Below are 25,544 nucleotides of genomic sequence, written 5' to 3'. Positions count from 1 at the left end.
ATCGATCTAAATCGATTGAATGTATGTTGCAATGCACTAGGATGGGCTGGGACTGACAGCGAAAGCCGGTATGATCGCAGCACGATCACGAGAGGCAGTATGACGCGAACAATGACAGCCAAAGCCCCTGTTCTCGAAATCCCCGATCCCAAGACGCTCGCCGACGAGGTGCTGTCGGCACTCAAATACCGGGTCGGCAAGGGCACCTCCGTCGCCACCCAATATGACTGGCTGACAGCCTCGATCAAGGTCGTGCGCGACCGCATCGTCGATCACTGGATGCAGGCGACGCAGGAGGCCTACGCCCAGCAGGAAAAGCGCGTCTACTATCTGTCGCTCGAATTCCTCATCGGCCGGCTGATGCGCGATGCCTTCTCCAATCTCGGCCTGATGGACAATATGCGCGAAGCGCTGAAGTCGCTGGGCGTCGACCTCGACCTCATCGCCGGGCTCGAGCCGGACGCCGCGCTCGGCAATGGCGGTCTCGGCCGGCTCGCCGCCTGCTTCATGGAAAGCATGGCGACTGTCGACATTCCCGCGCATGGCTACGGCATCCGCTACGCCAACGGCATGTTCCGCCAGGAAATCCATGACGGCTGGCAGGTCGAACTGCCCGAGACCTGGCTCGACCACGGCAACCCCTGGGAGTTCGAACGCCGCGAGCGCGCCTTCGAGGTCGGCTTCGGCGGTTCGGTGGAATCGATCACCTCCAAGGATGGAAGGCTCGAACGCCACGTCTGGAAGCCGACCGAACATGTCCAGGCCGTCGCTTACGACACGCCGGTGGTCGGCTGGCGCGCCAACCGGGTCAACACGCTGCGGCTGTGGTCCGGCATGCCGATCGATCCGATCCTGCTCGACAAGTTCAACGCCGGCGACCACATCGGCGCGCTTGCCGAAAGCAACAAGGCCGATGCGCTGTCGCGCGTGCTTTACCCCGCCGATTCCCACAAGGCCGGGCAGGAACTGCGGCTGCGCCAGGAATATTTCTTCTCCACCGCCTCGCTCCAGGACATCGTCCAGCGCCATCTCAGCCAGTATGGCGATCTCGTGTCGCTGCCCGACAAGGCGGCGATTCATCTCAACGACACCCATCCGGCGATTGCCGTGCCGGAGCTGATGCGCCTGCTGATGGACGTCCACGGCATGGACTTCGACCAGGCCTGGGACATCACCAAGCGCACCTTCGGCTACACCAACCACACGCTGCTGCCCGAGGCGCTGGAAAGCTGGCCGGTGCCGCTGTTCGAGCGGCTTTTGCCGCGCCACATGCAGATCGTCTACGCCATCAATGCGCAGGTGCTGCTCGAAGCGCGCGCCACCAACCAGTTCTCGGGTGAGCAGATCAGCCGCATCTCACTGATCCAGGAAGCCGGCGACCGCCGCGTGCGCATGGGCAACCTCGCCTTTGTCGGCTCGCACTCGATCAACGGCGTGTCGGCCCTGCATACCGAGCTGATGAAGGAGACGGTGTTTGCCGATCTCCACAAGCTCTATCCCGACCGCATCAACAACAAGACCAACGGCATTACGCCGCGGCGCTGGCTGATCCAGTGCAATCCAGGCCTCACCGCGCTTACCCGCGAGGCGATCGGCGACCGCTTCCTCGACAATATCGACGCCATCAAGGGGCTCGATGCCTTTGCCGACGACGCGGCCTTCCGCGACAAGTTCGCCGCCGTCAAGCGCTCCAACAAGGTCAAGCTCGCCAATCTCGTCGCCGATCGGCTCGGCATCAAGCTCGATCCGTCGGCGCTGTTCGACATCCAGGTCAAGCGCATCCACGAATACAAGCGCCAGCTGCTCAACATCCTGGAGGCGATCGCGCTCTACGACCAGATCCGCTCGCATCCCGAACGCGACTGGATGCCACGCGTGAAATTCTTCGGCGGCAAGGCGGCGCCGAGCTACCACAACGCCAAGCTGATCATCAAACTCGCCAACGACGTCGCCAAGGTCATCAACAGCGACCCGTCGGTACGCGGCCTGCTGAAAGTGGTGTTCGTGCCGAACTACAATGTCAGCCTGGCCGAAGTGCTGATGCCGGCCGCGGACCTATCCGAACAGATCTCGACCGCCGGCATGGAAGCGTCGGGCACCGGCAACATGAAGTTCGCGCTGAACGGCGCCTTGACCATCGGCACGCTCGACGGCGCCAATGTCGAGATCAAGGAGTGCGTCGGCGACGACAACATCTTCATCTTCGGCCTGACCACGGCCGAAGTCGCCGAGCGGCGCGGCAATGGCTACAACCCGCGCGCCGTGATCGAAGGATCGCCGGAACTGGCCCAGGCTGTCTCCGCCGTCTCGTCGGGCGTGTTCTCGCCCGACCAGCCGGACCGCTACCGCGAGCTGATCGACGGTCTCTACAACACCGACTGGTTCATGGTGGCGGCCGATTTCGATGCCTATGCCGCCACCCAGCGCGATGTCGACGCCGTCTGGCGCAACAGTCCCGACTGGTATGCACGTGCCATCCGCAACGTTGCCCGCGTCGGCTGGTTCTCTTCCGATCGCACGATCCGTCAATATGCGAAAGAAATCTGGAACGTACCCGCCTGATATGATTGCATGAGGCCACGAACCATGGGTCTTGTGCACAAGAACAAGTACTGGCTCCCCGGGAGGGAAATCGGCTGATGAGGAAACCGCGCGTGACCGCTGCGACAAGCGGGCCGGACGGGCTGGCACCAGCCGGCGATGTCGCGGCGATTGTTGCCGGCACGCATGGCGATCCTTTTGCAATCCTGGGCGTGCATGAAGCCGGCAAGGGCTTCGCCGCCCGCTGCTTCGTGCCCAATGCCGAGTTCGTCACCGCCTATACGTTGACCGGCAAGGAGGTTGGCGAACTCTCACGCCGCGACGATGCCGGTTTCTTCGAGGGCAAGGTTTCGATCCGCAAACGCCAGCCGCTGCGCTATCACGCCAAAAATGCCGGCGGCGACTGGTGGCTGACCGATCCCTATTCCTTCGGCCCGGTGCTCGGCCCGATGGATGACTATTATATCGCCCAAGGATCCCATCTCAGGCTGTTCGACAAGCTCGGCGCCCATCTCATCGACCATGAAGGCGCGTCGGGCGTGCATTTCGCCGTCTGGGCGCCCAATGCGCGCCGCGTCTCCGTGGTCGGCGATTTCAACGAATGGGATGGCCGCCGGCACACGATGCGCGACCGCCGCGACACCGGCATCTGGGAGCTGTTCATTCCCGATATCGGCGCTGGACGGCCCTACAAATACGAGATCATCGCCCCCGACGGCGTGCGCCTGCCGCTCAAGGCCGATCCATTCGCCTTCAAATCCGAACTGCGCCCGGCCACCGCTTCGGTGACGGCGGTGCCGCCGGCGCATGAATGGGGCGACGATGCGCATCGCAGCTACTGGCGCAAGGCCGATCCCCGGCGCGAAGCCATATCGATCTACGAGGTCCATGCCGGTTCGTGGCAGCAGCACGATGACGGCAGCTTCCTGTCATGGGACGAACTCGCCGACCAGCTGATTCCCTATGCCGTCGAAACCGGCTTCACCCACATCGAATTCCTGCCGATCTCCGAACATCCCTATGACCCGTCCTGGGGTTATCAGACAACCGGACTTTATGCCCCGTCGGCGCGCTTCGGCGACCCGGACGGCTTTGCCCGTTTCGTCGACGGTGCGCACCGCGCTGGCGTCGGCGTCATCCTCGACTGGGTGCCGGCGCATTTCCCGGTCGACGCGCATGGCCTGGCCAATTTCGACGGTACTGCGCTCTACGAGCATGCCGACCCGCGCAAGGGTTTTCATCCCGACTGGAACACCGCGATCTACAATTTCGGCCGCCGCGAAGTGGTGTCGTTCCTCGTCAACAATGCGCTGTTCTGGGCCGAGAAATACCATGTCGACGGTTTGCGCGTCGACGCGGTGGCGTCGATGCTCTACCTCGACTACTCGCGCAAAGCCGGCGAATGGATCCCCAACGAGAAAGGCGGCCGCGAAAACCTCGAAGCGGTCTCCTTCCTGCAGAAGATGAACAAGGAGCTCTACGGCCACCATCCCGGCGTGATGACGATCGCCGAGGAATCGACCTCATGGCCGAAAGTCTCGGCGCCGGTGCATGAAGGCGGGCTGGGCTTTGGCTTCAAGTGGAACATGGGCTTCATGCACGACACGCTGGAGTATTTCGCCAAGGAGCCGATCTTCCGCAAGCACCATCACAACGACCTGACCTTCGGCCTGACCTACGCCTTTTCAGAGAATTTCGTGCTGCCGCTCTCCCATGACGAGGTCGTGCACGGCAAAGGCACGCTGCTTGGCAAGATGGCCGGTGACGACTGGCAGAAATTCGCGACTTTGCGCGCCTTTTACGCCTTCATGTGGGGCTATCCCGGCAAGAAGCTGTTGTTCATGGGCCAGGAATTCGCCCAGCGCCGCGAATGGAGCGAGGCGCGCGCGCTCGACTGGAACCTGCTCGACTTCCGCCCGCATCGCGGTGTCTGGCAGACGGTGCGCGACCTCAACTACCTCTACCGCTCGCGCCCGGCGCTGCATGCGCGCGACTGCGAGCCGGACGGCTTCTCCTGGCTGATCGTCGACGACAAGGAAAACTCGGTCTTCGCCTGGCTGCGCAGTGCGCCGGATGGCAATCCTATCGCCGTCATTTCCAACTTCACGCCGGTGCCGCGCGACAATTATCGCGTGCCGTTGCCCAACGTCGGCAAATGGCGCGAAATCATCAACACCGACGCTTCGGACTATGGTGGTTCAGGCAAGGGCAATGGGGGCGTGGTCGAAGCCAGGGCGGAGGGAGGAGGCATATCGGCAACGATGCTTTTGCCGCCGCTGTCGACGATCATGCTTGAACTCGTTGCGGACTAAATCCGTCAGCGCGTTGCGACTGAGCGATGCTCCAGACCGGTAATTTGGGAGGGTAAAAAATGGCAGACTTGAAGAGAACCCAGCCGCTGGCGCGCGATGCCATGGCCTATGTGCTGGCCGGCGGCCGCGGCAGCCGGCTCAAGGAATTGACCGACCGGCGCGCCAAGCCCGCTGTCTATTTCGGCGGCAAGACGCGCATCATCGATTTCGCGCTGTCCAATGCGCTGAATTCCGGCATTCGCCGCCTCGGTGTCGCCACCCAATACAAGGCGCATTCGCTGATCCGCCACCTGCAGCGCGGCTGGAACTTCCTGCGCCCGGAGCGAAACGAAAGCTTCGACATCCTGCCGGCCAGCCAGCGTGTCTCGGAAACCCAGTGGTATGAAGGCACGGCCGACGCCGTCTACCAGAACATCGACATCATCGAGGCCTACGGCCCCGAATACATGGTCATCCTGGCCGGCGACCACATCTACAAGATGGACTACGAACTGATGCTGCGCCAGCACGTCGACGCCAACGCTGACGTTACCGTCGGCTGCCTCGAAGTGCCGCGCATGGAAGCGACCGGCTTCGGCGTCATGCACGTCGACGGCAAGGATAACATCATCGCCTTCGTCGAAAAGCCCGCCGATCCGCCCGGCATTCCCGACAAGCCGGAATTCGCGCTGGCCTCGATGGGCATCTATGTCTTCAAGACCAAGTTCCTGATGGAGCAACTGCGCCGCGATGCCGCCGAGCCGGGTTCGAGCCGCGACTTCGGCAAGGACATCATCCCCTATATCGTCCAGCACGGTAAGGCGATCGCGCATCGCTTCGCCAAATCCTGCGTGCGCTCGACCGCCGAGAACGAGGCCTATTGGCGTGACGTCGGCACGGTCGACGCCTATTGGGAAGCCAATATCGACTTGACCGATATTACCCCTGAACTCGATCTCTACGACCGCGACTGGCCGATCTGGACCTATGCCGAATTGAAGCCGCCGGCAAAGTTCGTGCATGACGAGGACGGCCGGCGCGGTTCGGCCGTCTCCTCGCTGGTATCAGGCGATTGCATCGTCTCGGGTGCTTCGCTGAAGCGCAGCCTGATCTTCACCGGCGCGCGCATCAACTCCTATTCGACGCTGGAAGAAGTCGTCATGCTGCCCGACGTTCATGTCGGCCGGAACGCAAAGTTGAAGCGCGTCGTCATCGACCACGGTGTAAGGATACCGGAAGGCTTGGTGGTCGGCGAAGACCCCGCTCTCGACGCCAAGCGCTTCCGCGTTTCGGAAAAGGGCATCTGCCTGGTCACGCAGGACATGATCGACAAGCTGAAGCTTTGAAGCAATTCCAGGAAAAGTGTGAAACGGTTTTCCGTCCGGAATTGCGCAAAACAAAGAGTTAGACAGGATACCATAAACGCATGCAGGTTCTGTCGGTCACGCCCGAAATTTTCCCGCTGATCAAGACCGGCGGACTTGCCGACGTGACCGGCGCACTGCCGATCGCCCTTGCCGCCAAGGGCGTGACGATGCGCACGCTCATTCCCGGCTTTCCGCAGGTGATGGACGCCTTCAAGAAAAGGAAGGCCGTCTACCAGTACCCGCTGCTGCAGGGCGGCAAGGCTTCGGTCCATGCCGTCAAGATTGCCGGGCTCGATCTGTTCGTGCTTGACGCGCCGCATCTCTACGACCGTCCGGGCGGCCCTTACGGCAATGCGGCCGGCGCCGACTGGCCCGACAACTGGCGGCGCTTCGCGGCGTTGAGCCAGGTCGGCGGCGACATCGCCAGTGGCGCCATCTCCGGTTACCAGCCCGATCTCGTCCATGCCCATGACTGGCAGTCGGCGATGACGCTGGCCTATATGCGATACGGCAAGGCGGTCGGCGTGCCGTCGCTGATCACCGTGCACAACCTTGCCTTCCAGGGCCAGTTCGGCGCCGGCATCTTCGGTGAGCTCGGCCTGCCGGCGGTGGCGATGGCGCTTGACGGCGTTGAGTATTATGGCGGCGTCGGCTTCCTCAAGGCCGGCCTGCAGGCCGCCTGGGCGATCACCACGGTCAGCCCGACCTACGCGCAGGAAATCCGCTCGCCCGAATTCGGCATGGGCCTCGACGGCCTGATCAACATGCGATCCTCGGACCTCTACGGCATCGTCAACGGCATCGACACCGACATCTGGAACCCCGAGACCGACAAGCATCTGGTGTCGGCCTATTCCGCGCAGACGCTCAAGGCTCGCCTTCCCAACCGGGCGGTTGTCGAGGACCGTTTCAATCTGGAGCACGACGACAGCCCGATTGTCTGCGTGATCAGCCGGCTGACCTGGCAAAAGGGCATGGACATACTGGCAGCGGTGGTCGACGGCGTCGTCGCCACCGGTGCGCGGCTGGCGATCCTCGGCTCGGGTGACGCCGGCCTCGAAGGCGCGCTGCTTGCCGCCGCCGCCCGCCATCGCGGCCGCGTCGGCGTTGTCGTCGGTTACGACGAGGGCTTGTCCCACATTATGCAAGGCGGCTGCGACGCCATCGTCATCCCGTCGCGCTTCGAGCCCTGCGGGCTGACCCAGCTTTACGGCCTGCGCTATGGCTGCGTGCCGGTCGTTGCCCGTACCGGCGGCCTTGCCGACACCATCATAGACGCCAACGAAGCCGCGATCTCGGCAGGTGTAGCCACCGGTTTCCAGTTCGCGCCCAACAATGGCGGCGCCATGCTGCACGCCATCCGCCGGCTGGTCGACGCGCATGCGAGCCCGGCGGTGTGGGAACAGATCCAGCGCCAGGGCATGAAAGCCGATGTTTCCTGGGACAAGAGCGCCGACAAATACGTTGAACTCTACCGCCTGTTGCTTTCGAAAAGGGTTGCCTGAAGCATGATCCGAACCGTTCCAACCAAACCCTATCTTGACCAGAAACCCGGCACGTCCGGCCTGCGCAAGAAGGTGCCCGTCTTCCAGCAGGAGCACTACGCCGAGAACTTCATTCAGTCGATCTTCGATGCGCTCGATGGCTTCAAGGGCAAGACGCTGGTGATCGGCGGCGACGGCCGCTTCTACAACCGCGAGGTCATCCAGAAAGCCATCGCCATGGCGGCGGCCAACGGCTTCGGTAAGGTGATGGTCGGGCAGGGCGGCATATTGTCGACGCCGGCCGCCTCGCATGTCATCCGCAAATACAAGACCTTCGGCGGCATCATTYTGTCGGCCAGCCACAATCCAGGCGGCCCGCATGAGGATTTCGGCATCAAGTACAATGCCGGCAATGGCGGCCCGGCGCCGGAAAAGCTCACCGACGCGATCTTCGAAAAGACCAAGACGATTTCGAGTTTCAAGATCGCCGATATCGACCAGATCGACATCGACAAGATCGGCACCGTCGAGGCCGGCGGCATGACGGTGGAGGTGATCGATCCGGTCACCGACTATGCCGAGCTGATGGAAAGCCTGTTCGATTTCGACGCCATCCGCGCCAATTTCAAATACGGCTTTCGCATGCGCTTCGACGCCATGCATGCGGTCACCGGTCCCTATGCCAAGGAAATCCTCGAACGCCGGCTTGGCGCGGAGAACGGCACCTGCCGCAACTACAAGCCGCTGCCGGATTTCGGCGGCCATCACCCCGACCCCAATCTGGTCCATGCCAAGCATCTCTATGACGAGATGATGGGACCGGACGCGCCAGATTTCGGCGCCGCCTCCGATGGTGACGGCGACCGCAATTTGATCATCGGCAAGGGCATCTTCGTCACCCCCTCGGATTCGGTGGCGATGCTTGCCGCCAATGCGCAACTGGCGCCGGGCTACAAGGACGGCCTCAAAGGCATCGCCCGCTCGATGCCGACCAGCGGCGCTGCCGACCGCGTTGCCGAAAAGCTCGGCATTGGCATCTACGAAACGCCCACCGGCTGGAAGTTCTTCGGCAATCTGCTCGATGCCGGCATGGCCACGATCTGCGGCGAGGAAAGTGCCGGCACCGGCTCCAACCATGTCCGCGAGAAGGACGGGCTGTGGGCAGTGCTCTTGTGGCTCAACATCCTGGCGGTGCGCGGCGAAAGCGCCAAGCAGGTGGTCACAGAGCACTGGGCGACCTATGGCCGCAACTATTATTCGCGCCACGACTATGAAGAGGTCGAGACCGAACGCGCCAATGCCCTGGTCGACGAGTTGCGCGCCAAGCTGACCTCGCTGCCTGGCACCAGCGTGCGCGGCCTGAAGATCGCCAATGCCGACGACTTCGCCTATCACGATCCGGTCGACGGTTCGGTGAGCAAGAACCAGGGCATAAGGATTCTGTTCGAAGGCGGCTCGCGCGTCGTCTTCCGCCTCTCGGGCACCGGCACTTCAGGCGCGACGCTGCGCGTCTATATCGAGCGCTACGAGCCGGACGGAGCGAGGCACGATCTCGACACGCAAGAGGCGCTCGCCGACCTGATTGCGGCGGCGGATGATATTGCCGGGATCAAGAGCCACACCGGCCGCAACAAGCCGAGCGTGATTACTTGAGAGTGGTGCGGCGCGCCTCTCCTTCTCCCCTTGTGGGAGAAGGTGGCCGAGCGAGGCTCGGCCGGAGGAGGGGTGCTCCAGCTTGGCGCACACCATCGTTTCAAGCACCAATGCCTCATTCCTTCCAGCACCCCTCATCCGTCTCGGCGCTGCGCGCCGATCCACCTTCTCCCACAAGGGGAGAAGGAGAGCCGCGCCCATGACCCATCTCGGCGCAACCATCACCCGCGATGGCATCCGCTTCGCCGCCTGGTCGTCGTCGGCACGGCGTCTTTGGGTGTCGATCTTCGACGACACCGGCACCCGCGAAACCGACCGGCTTGAGCTTCAGCCGGAAGGCGAGGGCGTTTTTGCCTTGTCAGTCGCCGGCCTTGCCGGCGGCACCCGCTATGGCTTTCGCGCCGATGGCGACTATGCGCCCGAACGCGGCCTGTGGTTCGATCCTGACAAGCTGCTCACCGATCCCTACGCCATCGAAATCGACCGGCCGTACCAGTATCACTGGCGGCTCACGGCCAAACGCAACGAAGGCGCCGACACCGCGCAGCTCATGCCCAAGGCAATTGCCGTGGCTTCGCCCAAGGTCGTGCCGGCCAAGCGGCCGCTGTTCAAGCCCGGCGGCCTGATCTACGAACTCAATGTCCGTTCCTTCACCAGGTTGCATCCCAACGTGCCGGAAGTGCAGCGCGGCACCATCGCGGCACTTGCTCATCCCGCCATCATCGAACACCTCAAGAAGATAGGCGTCTCCGCCGTCGAACTGATGCCGGTGACGGCATGGATCGACGAGCGGCATCTGCCGCCGCTCGGCTTGAGCAACGCCTGGGGCTACAACCCGGTTACCTTCATGGCCCTCGACCCGCGCCTGGCGCCGGGCGGCCTGACCGAATTGCGCGACACGGTAGCTGCGCTGCGCAAGGCCGGCATCGGCACCATCCTCGATCTCGTCTTCAACCACACCGGTGAGAGCGATCGGCTCGGCCCGACGCTATCGCTGCGCGGCCTCGACAACCGTGCCTACTATAGGCATGAGGCCGACAACCGCCTGGTCAATGACACCGGCACCGGCAACACGGTCGCCTGTGACCATCCTATCGTTCGGGAGATGGTGTTCGATACGCTCCGTCATTTCGTCCGCTACGCCGGCGTCGACGGTTTCCGCTTCGATTTGGCGCCGATCCTCGGGCGCGTCGATGGCATTTTCGATCCGGAAGCACCCTTGCTTCAAGCGATTGCTGCCGACCCGATCCTTGCCGATAGGGTGCTGATCGCCGAGCCCTGGGATATTGGCCCGAACGGCTATCAGCTGGGCGATTTCCGCCCGCCATATCTGGAATGGAACGACCGCTACCGCGACGACGTCAGGCGCTTCTGGCGTGGCGATGCAGGCGCCGTCGGTGCGTTGGCGACAAGGCTTGCCGGCTCGTCCGATGTCTTCGCCAAAGAAGGGCGCAGCGCCAGCCGCACGGTGAATTTCATCGCCGCGCATGACGGCATGACGCTCGCCGACATCGTCGCCTATGAGGCCAAGCACAACCAGGCCAATGGCGAGAAGAACCGCGACGGCCACAATGAGAACCTGTCGTGGAACAATGGCGTCGAGGGCGAGACCCCTGACAAGGCGGTTGCCGAGGCCCGTTCCGGTGACTGCCGGGCGCTGCTCGCCACCTTGTTTGCCTCGCGCGGTACGATCATGCTGACGGCGGGCGACGAATTCGGCCGCACGCAAAAGGGCAACAACAACGCCTACGCACAGGACAACGCCATCACCTGGCTCGACTGGGCCGGGCGCGACCTCGTGCTGGAAGCCCATGTGTCGGCGCTCGCCGCACTGCGCCGCGCTGCGCCAGCGCTTTCTGACACGCGCTTCCTGACCGGGGAGCCGCCGACTGGTTCTGATGTGCCCGATGTCGCCTGGCTGACCGAGACCGGCGCGCTGCTCAGTGAGGCCGACTGGAACGATGCCTCGCGCCACCGTCTCGTCATGCTGCTTGGCAATACGGCGGAAGGCCGCCTTGCCGTCATCGTCAATGGCGACCGCCGCCAATGCGTCTTCACGCTGCCCGTGCGGGAAGGGTTCCAATGGCAGCCGGCTGTTGAAACGCAGGCGGTCGACCTTGCGCGCCCGCTGCCCGGCCGCAGTGTCAGTTTCATGATCGAGCGCCGGACCGCAAAGGTCCGCGCCAGGAAGGGTTCGTGATGGCCGACGACAACGCCCAGTCGGGACCTGAAGAGAGCGCCGACTGGTGGCGCGGCTGCGTCATCTACCAGATCTACCCGCGCTCGTTCCAGGATACGACAGGCGACGGCAGCGGCGACCTCTTAGGCGTCACATCGCGGCTGGCGCACGTCGCCTCGCTCGGCGTCGACGCCGTCTGGCTGTCGCCCTTCTTCAAGTCGCCAATGGCCGACATGGGCTACGACGTATCGGACTATCAGGCGGTCGATCCGATGTTCGGCTCCCTGGAGGATTTCGACGCGCTGGTGGCCGAGGCGCACCGGCTCGGCCTGAAGGTGATCATCGACCAGGTGCTGTCGCATTCCTCCGACAAGCACGAATGGTTCGTCGAAAGCCGATCGAGTCGCGACAACCCCAAGGCCGACTGGTACGTCTGGGCCGACACCAAACCCGATGGCAACGCCCCCAACAACTGGCTGTCGGTCTTCGGCGGCCCGGCCTGGGAGTGGGACGCGACCCGCCGGCAATACTACATGCACAATTTCCTGGCTTCACAGCCCGACCTCAATTTCCACAATACGGAGGTCCAGGACGCGCTGCTCGACACGGTGCGGTTCTGGCTCGACCGCGGCGTCGACGGCTTCCGCCTGGACACGGTAAACTACTATGTCCATGACCGCTGGCTGCGTAGCAATCCGCCTTTGGCGTCGAGCGTCGCCGGCACCAATGGCGAAACCAACACCTATCTCTTCCAGGAGCATCTGTTCGACAAGTCGCAGCCGGAGAACCTCGGTTTCCTCCGGCGCTTTCGCGCTCTGCTCGACGAGTATGACGGCCGCGCCAGTGTCGGCGAGGTCGGCGACGAAAGCCGTTCGCTGCAGACGCTGGCCGCCTACACCTCCGGCGGCGACAAGCTCAACATGTGCTACACATTCGACCTGCTCGGCGCGCAATTCTCGTCTGCCCATGTGCGCGGCTGCGTCGAGGCGTTTGAAACAGCGGTTGCCGATGGCTGGGTCTGCTGGGCGTTTTCCAACCACGATGTCGTGCGCCATGTCAGCCGCTGGACGCGGCCGGGCGGCGATCCGGATGCGGTGGCGAAATTCTCGATCGCTCTGCTCGCCTGCCTGCGCGGATCGATCTGTCTCTATCAAGGCGAGGAGCTTGGGCTGCAGGAGGCGGAACTGGCCTTCGAGGATCTGCGTGATCCCTTCGGCATCCGCTTCTGGCCGACGGTCAAGGGCAGGGACGGCTGCCGCACGCCGATGGTCTGGGAAGCGGGCGCGGACAATGCCGGTTTTTCCTCGGCCAAGCCCTGGCTGCCGGTGCCGGCAAGTCAGCGCGCCCGGGCGGTCGACGTCCAGAATGGCGACGAAAATTCGGTGCTCGCCGGCTACCGGACGATGCTGGCCTTGCGCAAGGCGCATCCGGCTCTGGTCAAGGGTTCGATCCGTTTTCTCGACACCGAGGGCGATGTGCTTGCCTTCATCAGGCAGGGCGAGGGCGAGACATTGCTCTGCGTCTTCAATTTCGCCGACGAGCCGGCCGACTGGCCACTGCCGCCGGATTTCGGGCCCGTCGTGGCGATAGCTCCGGGTGGCGGTGCGGTCCTACAGGAGGAGGGGCTGTCGCTACAGGCGCTGGGCTGGTTTGTCGGACGAACCGGCTAGAGCGTTTCACCGTTTCACGGAAACGGCGAACCGCTCTATCTCTTTGTTTTCACGCAATTCCCAAGGGAAAGCGCTCCGCGCTTTTCCCGGGAAAACCGCACACACTTTTCCTAGAATTGCTCTAACCTATAGATCGGGCCTATTGCACCAGAACGGAGCGGCCGCAGGTCGCGCCGGTGACCCGGACATCGGCCTGGCCGACGCTCACACCGAGCGCTGCGAGCACATTGTAGACCAGCGCGTCGACAGGCGCCGTCACGCTGTTCAGCAGCGCCACCACAGCCGGCTTGACCGTTCCAAGCAGGGCGCTGAGGTTGATCGGCAGGCCCAGCACGTTGGCCGTCAGCGACAGATTGTTGACCAGCGAGGTGGTCAGCGACTGCGTCAGGTTCTGCGTTGAGACGGTCTTGATCGTCTTGGCGGTGATGTCGCTATAATTGAAGACGAGGTCCGTCGAGTTCATGTTGGTCATCGCAAACGCCGCAGAGCCCTTCACCGACAAGAGGTGGACGAGCGGCAGCCTCACCGTAGCGATTTCGGTGTTGTAGAAGGATTGCGGTTTGGTGAAATCGGCGAAGGCGCCGGGATTGCCGTCGGCACTGCTGGCCGCGAGATGCGCTTCGACGACACCGGGGCGCGTGGCGATGGTGACCTTGATGCTCTCGGGAAGGCCCGTCGGACAGCTTATGTCCGTCAGCTTGGCCTCCGCATAGGCGATTTCGATATGCAGCGGCAGGGTGACGGAGAGCAGGCTGGCGCCGCCGCCGATTTTGCTGTTGCCGACGGTGACCGATGCCAGAAGCTTGATGCGTGTCTGCGCGGTGCGCACCACGGTGCCGGCCTCGCCGACAGCCAGCCATGGCGAGGATTGCATCGGCTCTCCAATGCCGACGTTGAGCGTCGTGGCGGTGAGGCCAGGCACGGTGACGCCAAGGTCGAGCTGGGCCTGGTTGGTGCCGTTGGCAAGGGAGGCTGCGGCCGTCAGCATCCCCATGGCGCTGGTATCGACACCCAGACCCGAGGGCTTTTGCCCGAGACCCAGGCGGCCGACCGAGCCGAGGTCGACAAGGTGGCTGAGCGGAATCTGGACCGTGCTGGTGGCCTTCGAGGCCACCGACTGCAAGGCCAGCTTGGCCGTGTTGCCAAGCCCCGGGACATTGGCCATGGCGGTTGCGATCTGGCCGATGCTGGCCTTTGAAGCCAGCACATCCGAATAGGATACGCCGGTCATGTTCAACTGAACCGCGAGCGCGTCGACAAAGGAAAGCACGTTGATGTCGGCCGCGATCAGGGAATTATAGTCCATCACGCTGAGCGAGATGTTGCCGCCCACCAGTCCCTTGAGGAGCGCATTGAGCAGGCCGTCATTGACGCTGACCAGCCTCGAGCCGACCGAAAATGTCGCCTGCGCCTGGGCGTTTGCGGTGGCCGTCGTGCCGATGACCGGTGGGGCCATGAGCGAGGCGCCGAAATAGAGCGTGCCCTGCTTCTTCAGGAACACGCGCACGGCGTTGTAGGGCAGCTTGCCCGCTTCGAACCGGCTGCCGGCGGCGATCGAACTCAAGCCGGTGTAGCGCCCCTGCACAATCTGGACCACCGCCTTGGTGGCTGTTGGCGCGACGGTTGTCTCGTCTTTCTGCACGGCAACCGAGCTGATGCCATTGTCCTTCAGCGTCGTCAACACCGCCGTTTCAACGTTGGCGAGATTGGCCGCAGCGGTGATCGCCGCCAGGTCGACGATCGACTGCGCTGCGCGGCGCTCGTTGAATAGCGCACCTTGGTCGACGGCGAACGCCGTCAGGACCAGCGCGACGGGCGCGCAGAGCGCCGTCATGACAGCGAAATTGGCCCGCTTCTCGCGCAGCAGCCGCCGGCATATCTGCCACATTCCAGCAACGGCACTACGCATCAGATGCCCCCGACCCGGATCGTCGATTGGCGTCGAATGGTCATGCCCGGCATCGCCAGATTGGGGAACAGATTCCAGATCGGCAAATTCCGTGCGTCGTAGCTGACCGAGACCACGAACTGACTGCCATCGGCGACGCTGTCCTTGGCGTCGACCGTCAGTTTCGTGGCATCGACGAAGGGATAACCATTGACATCGTTGTTGATGAAGTTGGTCACCAGCGTCTTGCGTTCAGTGGCGTTCAGCCCCGCAATCGCCGTTCGCGCCGCATCCGCCGCGATTTGCTGGACCGAATGGCTGGCGCCGAAATAGATGCCATATGCAACCATTCCGAGTAGAAGCAGGATGAACAAAGGCGCCAGCATGGCGAATTCGATCGCCGAGGTCCCCGAGGCGTTCGCCCGGAAACGACACCACAAAGCGGGGAGTTTTGGGTTCTGCAGCATACTGCCGAGTATGCCAAACTTCGCTTGCAAAAACAGAAAACCGATAAAGCAACCGCAAGGTGCAGCCAGTTGAATGGCATTTGAATTTTAGCTGGAACTATTTTAGCGCAGGACTACTCACTCTACGTCAAGCAGCGGGCGGTTGAAATAATATTTCCGTCTGTCTAGTGTCCTGCCACCAGCTGCCGGAAAGGGAACCGGCGGCGCGCTCAAAGGGGCCAGAAATCGGTTCCGGGGCGTTAACACTCGAAAGGCGCGAGCCGCTGGGCCGCGCCGCAGGGAGAGACTTCATGCTGAAAAATATGCTGAAGGCGACGCTGGTCGCTACAACCATGACCTTTGCTGCAGGCACGTTCCTGACACCGGCCCTTGCCGAGACCGTCTATAACAGAGGCAGCGCCGCCGAAGCGGAGACGGTCGATCCGCACAAGACCTCGACCGTCTACGAAGCCGATATCATACGCGACCTGTTCCAGGGACTGGTCATGCACGATCAGAAGACGAACCTCATTCCGGGCGCCGCCGAAAGCTGGACCGTATCGGATGACGGCACCGTCTACACCTTCAAGCTGCGCAAGGACGGCTTGTGGTCGGATGGCAGCCCGGTGACGGCGGACGACTTCGTCTATTCCTTCCGTCGGCTGGAGGATCCGGCGACCGCCGCCGAATACGCTTCCATGCTCTATCCCGTGAAGAACGCCGAGGAAGTCAACACCAAGAAGGGCAAGCCCGAGGATCTGGGCGTCAAGGCGATCGACGCCAACACCTTGGAAGTGACGCTGAAGGCGCCGACGCCATACTTCCTCGAGATGCTGACCCACCAGGCCACCTATCCGGTCAACAAGGCCTCAATCGACAAGCTCGGCGCCGACTGGATCAAGGCGGGCAATCTCGTTTCGAACGGCGCCTATACACTGGCCGAGTGGATTCCCAACGACCACATGAAGCTGGTCAAGAATCCGAAATTCTGGGACGCCGCGACCGTCAAGATGGACGTGGTCAACTACATCCCGACCGAAGACCGCTCGTCGGCGATGAAGCGCTTCGAGGCCGGCGAACTCGACAGCTACGGCGACCTGCCGACCGAACAGCTCGCTGACCTCAAGACCAAGTTCGGCGATCAGGTCCGTGTCGGACCGTATCTCGGCACCTACTACTATGCGATCAAGACCGACAAGGCGCCGTGGGACAATGTCGAGCTGCGCAACGCCATCTCGATGGCGATCGACCGGGACTTCCTCGCCGAGAAGGTCTGGCAGAACTCCATGCTGCCTGGCTATTCGATGGTGCCTCCAGGCATCGCGGGCTACACCCCGGCAATGGCCAAATACGCCGACATGTCGCAGATCGACCGCGAGGACGCCGCCAAGAAGATCCTCGAGAAACTCGGCTATACGCCCGAGCATCCGCTGAAGATGGAGATCCGCTACAACACCTCGGAAAACCACAAGAACACCGCGGTTGCCATCCAGGAACAGCTGAAGCCGCTTGGCGTCGAGATCACGCTGCTCAACACCGATACCAAGACCCACTATTCCTTCCTTGAGCAGAAGGGTAACTACGACGTGGCGCGTGCCGCCTGGATCGCCGACTACAAGGATCCGGAAACCTTCCTCGGCATCACACGCAAGGCAAGCGGCAACAACTATTCGAACTACAACAGCCCTGCATACGAGGCGGCCATGGACAAGGCCGCTGCCGCTGGCGGCAAGCCGGAAGAGCGCATGAAGGACCTCACTGAGGCCGAGCGCATCCTTGTCGATGACGTCGGTAACATTCCGCTTCTCTACTACAGCTTCCACGACATCGTTTCCTCGAAGCTGCATGGCTTCGACGACAATGTGATGGACATCCATCCGTCCCGCTTCGTCTCCAAGGACTGAATCATCCTTGACTGGACCGCCGCGCCTCATCCGGGCGCGGCGGGCTGGTCGGTCATCGCATCGGTCCGAAAGTCGTGGTCGATTTTCGGCAAGCCTGGTGCGAAGATTTGGCGCCGGAGCGTGGCAACGCGTCCGCATGGACGTAATGTCGCTCTGGCCGAAGCGGGGCGCCGATGCTGCGATATATTCTCCGGCGGCTTCTGACCGCCATACCGACGCTATTCGTCATCGTGACGATGGCGTTCTTCTTGATACGCGTCGCACCAGGCGGTCCGTTTAATCAGGAGCGGGGCTTGAGCCCCGAGATCAGGGCCAATCTGGAAGCTCAGTTCGGCCTCGACGATCCGCTCTGGCTGCAATATGCCCACTATCTCGGCAATCTTTTGCGCGGCAATTTCGGGCCGAGCTACAATTTGCCTGACTTCACAGTCACCGAACTCTTCGCCAAGGGCTTGCCGATTTCGGTCCAGCTCGGCACCTCCGCGCTGATCCTGGCGCTTCTGCTCGGCTCGGTGCTCGGCACCATTGCCGCGCTCAACCAGAACAAGCTTGGCGACTACACGGTCATCGCACTGGCGACAGCCGGCAGCACCATCCCCACCTTCGTCATCGCGCCGGTGATCCAGTTGGTGTTCGGATTGACCTGGAAGCTGTTGCCGATCGGCGGCTGGGGCGACGGCGCACTGATCAACAAGATCGGCCCGGTGCTGACGCTCGCTTTGCCGCAGATCGCCATTGTCGCCCGCCTGATGCGCGGTTCGATGATCGAGAGCTTGCGTTCGCATCATATCCGAACGGCGCGGGCGCTCGGCCTGTCGGACTGGTCGGTGGTGGTCAAGCACGCGCTGCGCGGCGCCATCCTGCCGATCGTGTCTTTCACCGGTCCGGCGGCCGCGGCGCTGCTCACCGGTTCGGTCATCGTCGAGACCATCTTCTCCATTCCCGGCGTCGGCCGCTATTTCGTCGATGCCGCGCTCAACCGCGACTACACGCTGGTGATGGGAACCGTGGTGGTGATCGCGCTCTTCACCATCGTCTTCAACCTGATCGTCGACGTCATGTATGCGGTCGTCGATCCGAGGGTGCGCTATGACTGATATCGCAGCCACCGCCGCTCCGCCGGCCGTCGTCGGCCGCTCGCTCTGGGGCGATGCATGGGCGCGGCTCAAGGCCAACCGCGCCGCCATGTTCAGCCTCTATTACCTTGCCTTCATCGGCGTCATCAGCGTGTTCGGCCCCTGGCTCGTACCGCATCAATACACCACCATCTATGCCGACTATGTGCGCACGCCGCCGAGCTTCAGCCCCTATCCACGGGCCGACATGATCGAGACGGCGCTTGACGAAGCGATCAAGCGCATGCGCGTCGACATCAAGGAATGGAAACAGGACGGCGATCGCGTCACCGTCACCGTCACCTCGACCAAACCGATCGATGAGCGCAACATCCGCTATCTCGACCGCTCCGATGCCTTCGATAACACCAAGATAGAGAGCAAATCGGCCGACGGGCTCGAATTGACGATGACCGCGTCGGTCAAACAGCAGTATTTCCTGTTCGGCACCGACAACACTGGCCGCGATCTGTTGTCACGCACGCTGATGGCAGGGCGCATTTCGCTGGCCATCGGCCTGCTTGCCGGCGTAGTCGCTGTGGTCATCGGCGTCCTTTACGGGGCGGCGGCCGGCTTTTCCGGCGGCAAGATCGACGAGGTGATGATGCGCATCGTCGACGTGCTCTATTCGCTGCCGTTCATCTTCTTCGTCATCATGCTGGTGGTGTTCTTTGGCCGCAACTTCGTGCTGATGTTCCTAGCGGTGGGTGCGGTGCTGTGGCTCGACATGGCGCGCATCGTGCGCGGCCAGGCGTTGTCGATCCGCCGTCAGGAATATGTCCAGGCCGCCGAGGCCATGGGCGTTGGCCAGCGCGGCATCCTGCTCCGCCATGTCATTCCCAACCTGCTCGGACCCGTGGTGATCTACATGACGCTCTTGGTGCCGCAGGTTATCATCCTGGAAAGCTTCCTGTCTTTCCTCGGCCTTGGCGTGCAGGAGCCGATGACCAGCTGGGGCGTGCTGATCTCGGTCGGCGCCAAGAACATCGGCACCGCCAACTGGCTGCTTTTGTTCCCCGCCTTCTTCCTCGTCTCGACGCTGTTTGCGCTGAATTTCGTCGGTGACGGCTTGCGCGACGCGCTCGACCCGAGAGACCGATAATATGGGGACCGCCGAGATGAAAACTCCCGAAACGATCCTCAGCGTCAAGGACCTGCGCGTCCGCTTTCGCACGCTCGACGGCGCGGTCGAAGCCGTCAAAGGCATCAACATCCACGTCAATGCCGGCGAAACCGTCGCCGTGGTCGGCGAATCCGGCTCCGGCAAGAGCCAGACGATGATGGCGGCGATGAGCCTGCTGGCGTCCAACGGCGAGGCGACGGGTCACGTCGACTATCGCGGCCGCAACCTGTTGACGCTGAGCAAGTCCGACCTCAACAAGGTGCGCGGCGCCAAGATCAGCATGATCTTCCAGGAGCCGATGACCTCGCTCGATCCGCTCTATTCGATCGGCAACCAGCTGATTGAACCGATCCGCAAGCACCGCGGGCTGAACGCGGCCGAGGCGCGCGAGGAGGCGCTCAAGTTGCTCAGGCTGGTGCATATTCCCGATCCCGAGCGGCGGATGAAATCCTATCCGCACGAAATGTCGGGCGGCCAGCGCCAGCGCGTCATGATCGCCATGGCGCTCGCCAACGACCCCGATATTCTGATCGCCGACGAGCCAACGACGGCGCTCGACGTCACCATCCAGGCGCAGATCCTGGTGCTGCTCGCCGAACTGCAGCGCAAGCTCGGCATGGCCATCGTCTTCATCACCCACGACCTCGGCATTGTCCGGCGCTTTGCCGACCGCGTCTATGTCATGCGCTATGGCGAGGTGGTCGAGGAGGGCGAGGCCGAAGCGCTATTTGCCAACCCGCAGCATGCCTATACGAAAATGCTTCTGGCCGCCGAACCGACCGGCACCAAGGCACCGCCGCCGGCCAACGCGCCGGTGCTGCTCGAAGGCCGCAATGTCGAAGTGACGTTCAAGATCGGCGGCGGCTTCCTCGCCGGCGAGCCGTTGATGCTACGCGCTGTCGACCACATTTCGATCCGGCTAAAGCGCAACCAGACGATCGGCATCGTCGGCGAATCCGGTTCGGGAAAATCGACGCTCGGCCGCGCTTTGCTCAGGCTGTTGCCGAGCGACGGCGTCATCCGCTTCGGCGACCGGGATATTTCCACCGCCGACCGCCAGGCGATGCGGCCGCTGCGGCGTGAGATGCAACTCGTCTTCCAGGATCCGTTCGGCTCGCTGTCACCGCGCATGACTGTCGGCCAGGTCATCACCGAAGGGCTTTTGGTGCATGAGCCGAACCTGTCAGGTAAGCAACGCGACCAGCGCGCCGTCGAGGCCTTGCTGGAGGTCGGCCTCGACCCCAATGCCCGCAACCGCTACCCGCACGAATTCTCAGGCGGCCAGCGCCAGCGCATTGCCATCGCGCGCGCCATGATCCTGAAGCCCAAACTGGTGGTGCTTGACGAGCCGACCTCGGCGCTCGACCGCTCGGTGCAGAAACAGATCGTCGAGCTCTTGCGCAAGCTGCAGGCCGACCACGAACTGTCCTACCTCTTCATCAGCCACGATCTCGCCGTGGTGCGCGCCATGGCCGACTACATCATCGTCATGAAGCAAGGCAAGATCGTCGAGGAAGGCCCGACGGAAGAGATATTCAGCAACCCGCAAGCAGCCTACACACAGACGCTGATGAGCGCGGCGATCGATGTGACGCGGTTCCGGTTGAGTGCTTGAGGCGTGAAGTGAAGCAGATCTTCAGGGTAGGGCCAGTTCGCTTAGCCCGCTGACTTGGGGCATCTGCCGGCTCTTGTCGTGACAATCACCTCTTCCCGCTGCTTCAGCTTTTCGATCCTGGCCGTCTCACGGTTGGCGACGGCGGTCTTGACGCGTGCGCCGCCGAGCAGCCAGTTCGGCACGCTGGTGTTGGCGACCTTGCCGCGGGTGATGGCGGTTTGCGAGATTTCACGCGCGATATCGCCCACGGCATTGTTGAGCTCGGCGCATGTCATGCTGTCGTATTTCGCCGGGTTGACCGTATTGCCCAGCGATGAGCAGCCTGTCGCCAGCGACAGAGCAAGCAGCGCTGCCAGCCGGCCTGCGATCGAAATCAACAAATTCATCTTCCGCACACCTCGTTTCGGGCCGCTGTTTCGGCGGTTGTCCCATTATCGAGGTAGCGCGGATGGTTGTCTCGTCAAAACACCATGCCGACGCCAGACGCCGATGCGGCCGGTTTGCCTTTAAGGTGTCTTGTGGGGATGTCGGGAGAAACGGACACCTAAGTGTCTGTTTTTTCTGGTCGGAGTGGCAGGATTTGAACCTGCGACCCCCTCGTCCCGAACGAGAGGGTGGGCCAGCAAAAGCCCGGATTTCCGGCATTCCTCATCACGACTGGCCCCCTTTGTTCATGTTTGTTTCTGACATATCTGTGGGGTTTCTGTGGGGAGCTGTGGGGGAGTTCATCTTCCGTGCCATCGGCATGCGGACGACATTTGTCGGCAGGTTCCTGGTCCCCGACTTGGAAACGATCGCCTCGGCCGCATCTGCTTGGAAATCTGGATGATGATGGCCGTATGTCTGGATCAGCATCTCAACCGTCATGCCGAGGAAGCCGGCAGCGGCCCACGGGTCAGATCCTTGTTGCATCAGCCAGGTGGCAGCGGTGTGGCGAAAGATGTGCGGGGTAATGTCGGTACGAAACACAGACCTGACGGTTCCGTCAGGGGCTCTCACGTCGTCGTACCAGCCAAGGCCCGCTGCCTCGACCACAGAACGGAAGGCCTTCTTGATCGACTGTACCGGTTTGCCATTCCACTCAACAACATAATCTTGGGCGATCATTCGGCCAATGTTCTCACTTTTGCCTCGACGCCTGGTCTTGATTTCAAGAGGTGTGATCGCCCACCGCCGAACATGAGCAAGAAGGCGATTGGGCAGGCGCACCGGTGGCTGGCGTTTTTTTGTCTCGAGACGACCGGCTGCGCGGCGATAGAACACACCGCGCTCAAGGTCGACATGGCCCGCGCCCTCCGTTGGACGGACAGCGGCGCCGCAGATCGCCGCCGAGCGTGTTCCGGTGTAGAGAGCGACTAGGATAAAGCGGGCAACGTGTCTTCCAGTCCGACGGTCACTAGGCTTTCCCTTCCAAGACTGGCGCATGCGCCACGCAGAACGGACCAACGCGGCGGCCTCATCACGGGTTAGCCAGCGGTCACGTGGCGCCGACTTCGACGGCAACACGATCGCTGGTGTTGAGGTTACATAGCCTTCTTTGTGATAGTGGTTTAGCGCCGCTCGCAAGTCTTCGAGCTGCCGTCGAGCGGCCGCACCGCCGCCATGCGCTTTGGCATAGTCACGGCAGATTTTACCGTTAATGTCGCCAACCATCATATTGCCAAACCAGTTTAGGATAACCACCAGTCGGCCCGCAGTTTCCTTCGGTTGGGCGTGATTGGGCGCGACGTCAGTCAGGTAGATGGTAACGGCGTCGGCTATCGCGACGGTAGCGGGATCACGACCGCGCTCTCGGACCGGTTCATACTTTTCGGTGATGTAACTGGCGAGCCGTTTTTCAGCGCGTTTGCGGTCGCCAGTGCCGCCGCAAGCGCTGATGAAGGTCGCGCCGTCGCGGATGAACCAGCCGGCGCGGCTTCGGAGTGATCCGTCCTGCTTCCTGCTTTCATCGCGCCAGACGAGGCGTGTCCCTTTCGAAGTCCTCGACATCTATTCCTCATCTCGCCGATCGCGGCCAGGGTGACATATTCTTTGCCAGCGATCATTTCGGTGACAAGTCGTCCTGCGTCCCGTTCCTTACGGAGCCCGGCGGCGCCCATCGTTCCATCTGGGAACGCGATGCGGGCTGCTATATCCAACCGGAGCGGTGCAGTTTCGTCCGGGTGATTGCCCTTCTCAAGAATGCAGGTGTTCATAGATCAGCAGACGTCCTGGCTTTCGAAATACGGAGCGTGCTTGCTAGTTTGGTCGAAGCCGGAGTTCTATGGCTCCAATAGACGTTACTATAGGAAGAGCGGTTTTTCACGCAGAGACCCGTGAGGCCGGCGAGTGCTATTACTCGAAAAGGCGTTTTTTTTTACGGGGCATGAGCGGGACTATTCCCGCCGCCATCGGGACCCTTTCCTGAGAAAATCATCCACCCCTTCCGCCGCCCGCCCCAGGTGCGCGGGCGATCGATAAATCCGGCCGCCGAGCCAATTCGAAAACGCTCCGGCCAACGGCCGAGTTGCGAAACGGAAATGCCTTCTGAAAATCCACCGGGCCCCGGCCGCTGCTCGTCGCCTGCAGTGGGATCGCTGTCCGAGCAGACGCCCTTAGGCGCCCGGAGGGACGCCGCGGTCGACCAGATGCAAAAAACGCGGCGAGAGCAGTGGGACTAATGTGGGCGTTGAGGAAGGTCATTGAGCGATCGGAGGCTTGCATGAGAAAAAGGGGCGCAGTGCGCGGGATGCTCATTCAGGATCATCCTTCGGCACCATACGCGCGACGGCCTCCCGAAGCCTCACGGCCGTCCGCTGGCCGCGCTCCTTGATCATCTCCTGCAGGCGGTCAGCTGGAATGGTTGGAACGAAGTCAGCGGCGGTTAACTGGCCTTCTTGATAGGTGAAGTTGAGCGCCACAGATCCGACCAATGTTACGTGCTGAGCTAGGAAGGACGACAGTTCGGCAAGGCGCGCTGCATGCGCGTACAACAGAGCGGCAGCTGCTGGGGATTTCCGAATGATGACGTTGCTGACGAGCAACTCATATCCCTTCCACCACATCAGCTCCCCAAGGCCCCGCCACGGGACCGAGTCATAGGACCGGGCCGAGGCCGCATATCTGGCGACAAAGTCTTCGTCGAACAGAATTTCGTGGTCCCCGCGGGCCGAGTTGATCTCTGCATTACCCTTCTGGTTGACCCGGGCGTCAAGGAAGACCCGAGGCCGCCTGTTCTCGTTGCGCACAGCTGCGCTCCAGTTTAGCGGGTCGAGCAGGATGGCGACATGCTTCTTATCGAGACCGCAATCGTAGGCGTCGTAGTCAAGCATCCATGAAAGTTCCTCGATCAGTTTGGATGTTCCGGCGAGGTGGCGCTCCCGCGCCAGCGCCAGATAGTCGGAGGACGAAATGGACGGGTCGAATGGCTCAGTCATCGTGAAAAGTCCTGTGGAAGGTGGTGGTTGGGTGCCGTGGAATTTTCGCTGTCGGATCGTTATGTTAGGAGCGAGTCATCCGTTCGAAGCGGCCCAACATGTGGTGGTAAACCTCGGGGGCCTCGTAGCCGGCCTCGGTCATCATATTGGCGGCCCGTTGCATCGTTGTAATCGTTGACCCGAGGGCGTGCAGGTCCTCGTCGTCATAATGGAGGTCCAGCTCCGAGGAGAGCTCGCGAAGGAGGGCGGTCAGCACGTTTGCCGTTGTCTGGTTGAGGGTCATGTAGAGGGGTTTCCTGTCTAAGTTGAGTGATCGCTAATATATCCTATTCAGTATAAAACTGAATGTTTGAGATAGATAAATATGAAACTAGGCCGCGCAATAGTTCGAGCAACATTTTTTTCGCGGAGAATGTCCCGATGACCGAGACCGAATGGCAGCGGCTGCTCAGCGGGCTCGTGAAGGCTGAGCTGAAACTGCGGGGGCTCAGCTACGCCGATCTGGTCGAAAAGCTGGCCGACATCGGCGTTCACGAAAAGGAAGTGAACATAGCCAACAAGCTTTCACGAGGAACCTTCACGGCCGTTTTCTTTGCGCAGTGTCTCAAGGCCATCGGATCTCAGAGGCTGAAGCTCGACTGACGCTGTAGGAGCGCCGGCGCCCCGTCCACGCTGTGCTCAGTAGAGTAACCGCAGCTTTGGTTACTTAGACAGAGTTCGGCCATTGGACCTGGCTCAGGTTTTTGCGCAGGCGCGGCGGGTGGAGGAGTGCGCTTGTTGGATTCTGCTCAGCGCAACGCCCTGTAGTGCAGAATATTATTATTTCAATCCCCCAGAAGAATAACAGTGATG

The 25,544-nt window shown here is 62.1% G+C and carries 18 protein-coding genes; 12 read left to right on the top strand and 6 right to left on the bottom strand.

From position 1 onward, the window contains the following. The first annotated feature begins 99 nt into the window (after positions 1-99). From AC1D1N_RS15925 to bglA, 7 genes are all read left to right on the top strand, one after another. Positions 100-2,562 carry a glycogen/starch/alpha-glucan phosphorylase gene (locus tag AC1D1N_RS15925; RefSeq protein ID WP_436258954.1) on the top strand — a complete coding sequence of 821 codons (2,463 nt, stop codon included), beginning with the start codon at positions 100-102 and terminating at the stop codon, positions 2,560-2,562. Positions 2,563-2,639: 77 nt separating this feature from the next. Then, complete coding sequence (gene glgB / locus AC1D1N_RS15920; protein WP_436258955.1) at positions 2,640-4,853, top strand: 1,4-alpha-glucan branching protein GlgB; 2,214 nt, start codon at positions 2,640-2,642, stop codon at positions 4,851-4,853. Positions 4,854-4,912: 59 nt separating this feature from the next. After that, positions 4,913-6,178, top strand: a complete 1,266-nt coding sequence (glgC, locus tag AC1D1N_RS15915; protein WP_112564064.1) for a glucose-1-phosphate adenylyltransferase — start codon at positions 4,913-4,915, stop codon at positions 6,176-6,178. An 80-nt stretch (positions 6,179-6,258) separates the two neighbouring features. Next, complete coding sequence (glgA, locus tag AC1D1N_RS15910; protein ID WP_436258956.1) at positions 6,259-7,704, top strand: glycogen synthase GlgA; 1,446 nt, start codon at positions 6,259-6,261, stop codon at positions 7,702-7,704. A 3-nt stretch (positions 7,705-7,707) separates the two neighbouring features. Continuing rightward, positions 7,708-9,336, top strand: a complete 1,629-nt coding sequence (locus AC1D1N_RS15905) for an alpha-D-glucose phosphate-specific phosphoglucomutase (RefSeq protein ID WP_436258957.1) — start codon at positions 7,708-7,710, stop codon at positions 9,334-9,336. Positions 9,337-9,535: 199 nt separating this feature from the next. Beyond that, a complete protein-coding gene (glgX, locus tag AC1D1N_RS15900; RefSeq protein ID WP_477349623.1) occupies positions 9,536-11,536 on the top strand; it encodes a glycogen debranching protein GlgX in 2,001 nt (666 codons plus the stop codon). Further along, the gene (gene bglA / locus AC1D1N_RS15895; RefSeq protein WP_436258959.1) at positions 11,536-13,185 is read left to right on the top strand and encodes a beta-galactosidase BglA; all 1,650 of its coding nucleotides are present in this window, start codon (positions 11,536-11,538) and stop codon (positions 13,183-13,185) included. Before glgX ends, bglA begins: the two co-directional genes overlap by 1 nt. Positions 13,186-13,324: 139 nt before the next feature. On the opposite strand, the gene AC1D1N_RS15890 is transcribed toward bglA, so the two are convergent. Together AC1D1N_RS15890 and AC1D1N_RS15885 are read right to left on the bottom strand one after the other, a co-directional pair. Beyond that, entirely contained in the window at positions 13,325-15,094 is a 1,770-nt protein-coding gene (locus AC1D1N_RS15890) for a pilus assembly protein TadG-related protein (protein ID WP_477349621.1), read from the bottom strand. Then, complete coding sequence (locus tag AC1D1N_RS15885) at positions 15,094-15,459, bottom strand: TadE/TadG family type IV pilus assembly protein (RefSeq protein ID WP_436258961.1); 366 nt, start codon at positions 15,457-15,459, stop codon at positions 15,094-15,096. Before AC1D1N_RS15885 ends, AC1D1N_RS15890 begins: the two co-directional genes overlap by 1 nt. A gap of 371 nt (positions 15,460-15,830) precedes the next feature. Here AC1D1N_RS15885 and AC1D1N_RS15880 point away from each other — a divergent pair, with 371 nt between their 5' ends. From AC1D1N_RS15880 to AC1D1N_RS15865, 4 genes are all read left to right on the top strand, one after another. Continuing rightward, positions 15,831-17,423, top strand: a complete 1,593-nt coding sequence (locus AC1D1N_RS15880) for a peptide ABC transporter substrate-binding protein (RefSeq protein ID WP_436258962.1) — start codon at positions 15,831-15,833, stop codon at positions 17,421-17,423. A gap of 173 nt (positions 17,424-17,596) precedes the next feature. Continuing rightward, a complete protein-coding gene (locus AC1D1N_RS15875) occupies positions 17,597-18,520 on the top strand; it encodes an ABC transporter permease subunit (protein WP_023684574.1) in 924 nt (307 codons plus the stop codon). Continuing rightward, a complete protein-coding gene (locus AC1D1N_RS15870; RefSeq protein WP_477349618.1) occupies positions 18,513-19,640 on the top strand; it encodes an ABC transporter permease in 1,128 nt (375 codons plus the stop codon). Before AC1D1N_RS15875 ends, AC1D1N_RS15870 begins: the two co-directional genes overlap by 8 nt. A 16-nt stretch (positions 19,641-19,656) precedes the next feature. Further along, positions 19,657-21,276 (top strand): ABC transporter ATP-binding protein, encoded by a 1,620-nt coding sequence (locus AC1D1N_RS15865; protein WP_436258964.1) that lies wholly within the window; start codon positions 19,657-19,659, stop codon positions 21,274-21,276. Between the two features lie 41 nt (positions 21,277-21,317). Here AC1D1N_RS15865 and AC1D1N_RS15860 read toward each other — a convergent pair whose 3' ends face one another. From AC1D1N_RS15860 to AC1D1N_RS15845, 4 genes are all read right to left on the bottom strand, one after another. Further along, positions 21,318-21,662 carry a hypothetical protein gene (locus tag AC1D1N_RS15860; RefSeq protein ID WP_477349616.1) on the bottom strand — a complete coding sequence of 115 codons (345 nt, stop codon included), beginning with the start codon at positions 21,660-21,662 and terminating at the stop codon, positions 21,318-21,320. 265 nt (positions 21,663-21,927) lie between these two features. Continuing rightward, on the bottom strand, positions 21,928-23,265 hold the full coding sequence (locus AC1D1N_RS15855) for a site-specific integrase (protein ID WP_477349614.1): 1,338 nt from the start codon (positions 23,263-23,265) through the stop codon (positions 21,928-21,930). 743 nt (positions 23,266-24,008) lie between these two features. Beyond that, positions 24,009-24,692, bottom strand: coding sequence for a hypothetical protein (locus tag AC1D1N_RS15850; RefSeq protein WP_477349612.1), 684 nt, complete (start codon positions 24,690-24,692; stop codon positions 24,009-24,011). Between the two features lie 64 nt (positions 24,693-24,756). After that, complete coding sequence (locus tag AC1D1N_RS15845; protein WP_477349610.1) at positions 24,757-24,975, bottom strand: hypothetical protein; 219 nt, start codon at positions 24,973-24,975, stop codon at positions 24,757-24,759. Between the two features lie 137 nt (positions 24,976-25,112). Here AC1D1N_RS15845 and AC1D1N_RS15840 point away from each other — a divergent pair, with 137 nt between their 5' ends. After that, a complete protein-coding gene (locus AC1D1N_RS15840) occupies positions 25,113-25,334 on the top strand; it encodes a DUF6471 domain-containing protein (protein WP_477349608.1) in 222 nt (73 codons plus the stop codon). Positions 25,335-25,544: the final 210 nt, after the last annotated feature.

The sequence above is a fragment of the Mesorhizobium sp. P2_B5 genome, assembly GCF_056404775.1.
This window is presented reverse-complemented; position numbering and strand designations above follow the sequence as displayed.

What these genes read in the sequence shown, in the direction of transcription:
- AC1D1N_RS15925 (WP_436258954.1), top strand. Translation starts at nt 100, where the DNA reads ATGACGCGAACAATGACAGCCAAAGCCCCTGTTCTCGAAATCCCCGAT.
- glgB (WP_436258955.1), top strand. Translation starts at nt 2,640, where the DNA reads ATGAGGAAACCGCGCGTGACCGCTGCGACAAGCGGGCCGGACGGGCTG.
- glgC (WP_112564064.1), top strand. Translation starts at nt 4,913, where the DNA reads ATGGCAGACTTGAAGAGAACCCAGCCGCTGGCGCGCGATGCCATGGCC.
- glgA (WP_436258956.1), top strand. Translation starts at nt 6,259, where the DNA reads ATGCAGGTTCTGTCGGTCACGCCCGAAATTTTCCCGCTGATCAAGACC.
- glgX (WP_477349623.1), top strand. Translation starts at nt 9,536, where the DNA reads ATGACCCATCTCGGCGCAACCATCACCCGCGATGGCATCCGCTTCGCC.
- bglA (WP_436258959.1), top strand. Translation starts at nt 11,536, where the DNA reads ATGGCCGACGACAACGCCCAGTCGGGACCTGAAGAGAGCGCCGACTGG.
- AC1D1N_RS15890 (WP_477349621.1), bottom strand. Translation starts at nt 15,094, where the DNA reads ATGCGTAGTGCCGTTGCTGGAATGTGGCAGATATGCCGGCGGCTGCTG.
- AC1D1N_RS15885 (WP_436258961.1), bottom strand. Translation starts at nt 15,459, where the DNA reads ATGCTGGCGCCTTTGTTCATCCTGCTTCTACTCGGAATGGTTGCATAT.
- AC1D1N_RS15880 (WP_436258962.1), top strand. Translation starts at nt 15,831, where the DNA reads ATGCTGAAAAATATGCTGAAGGCGACGCTGGTCGCTACAACCATGACC.
- AC1D1N_RS15875 (WP_023684574.1), top strand. Translation starts at nt 17,597, where the DNA reads ATGCTGCGATATATTCTCCGGCGGCTTCTGACCGCCATACCGACGCTA.
- AC1D1N_RS15870 (WP_477349618.1), top strand. Translation starts at nt 18,513, where the DNA reads ATGACTGATATCGCAGCCACCGCCGCTCCGCCGGCCGTCGTCGGCCGC.
- AC1D1N_RS15865 (WP_436258964.1), top strand. Translation starts at nt 19,657, where the DNA reads ATGAAAACTCCCGAAACGATCCTCAGCGTCAAGGACCTGCGCGTCCGC.
- AC1D1N_RS15860 (WP_477349616.1), bottom strand. Translation starts at nt 21,662, where the DNA reads ATGAATTTGTTGATTTCGATCGCAGGCCGGCTGGCAGCGCTGCTTGCT.
- AC1D1N_RS15855 (WP_477349614.1), bottom strand. Translation starts at nt 23,265, where the DNA reads ATGTCGAGGACTTCGAAAGGGACACGCCTCGTCTGGCGCGATGAAAGC.
- AC1D1N_RS15850 (WP_477349612.1), bottom strand. Translation starts at nt 24,692, where the DNA reads ATGACTGAGCCATTCGACCCGTCCATTTCGTCCTCCGACTATCTGGCG.
- AC1D1N_RS15845 (WP_477349610.1), bottom strand. Translation starts at nt 24,975, where the DNA reads ATGACCCTCAACCAGACAACGGCAAACGTGCTGACCGCCCTCCTTCGC.
- AC1D1N_RS15840 (WP_477349608.1), top strand. Translation starts at nt 25,113, where the DNA reads ATGACCGAGACCGAATGGCAGCGGCTGCTCAGCGGGCTCGTGAAGGCT.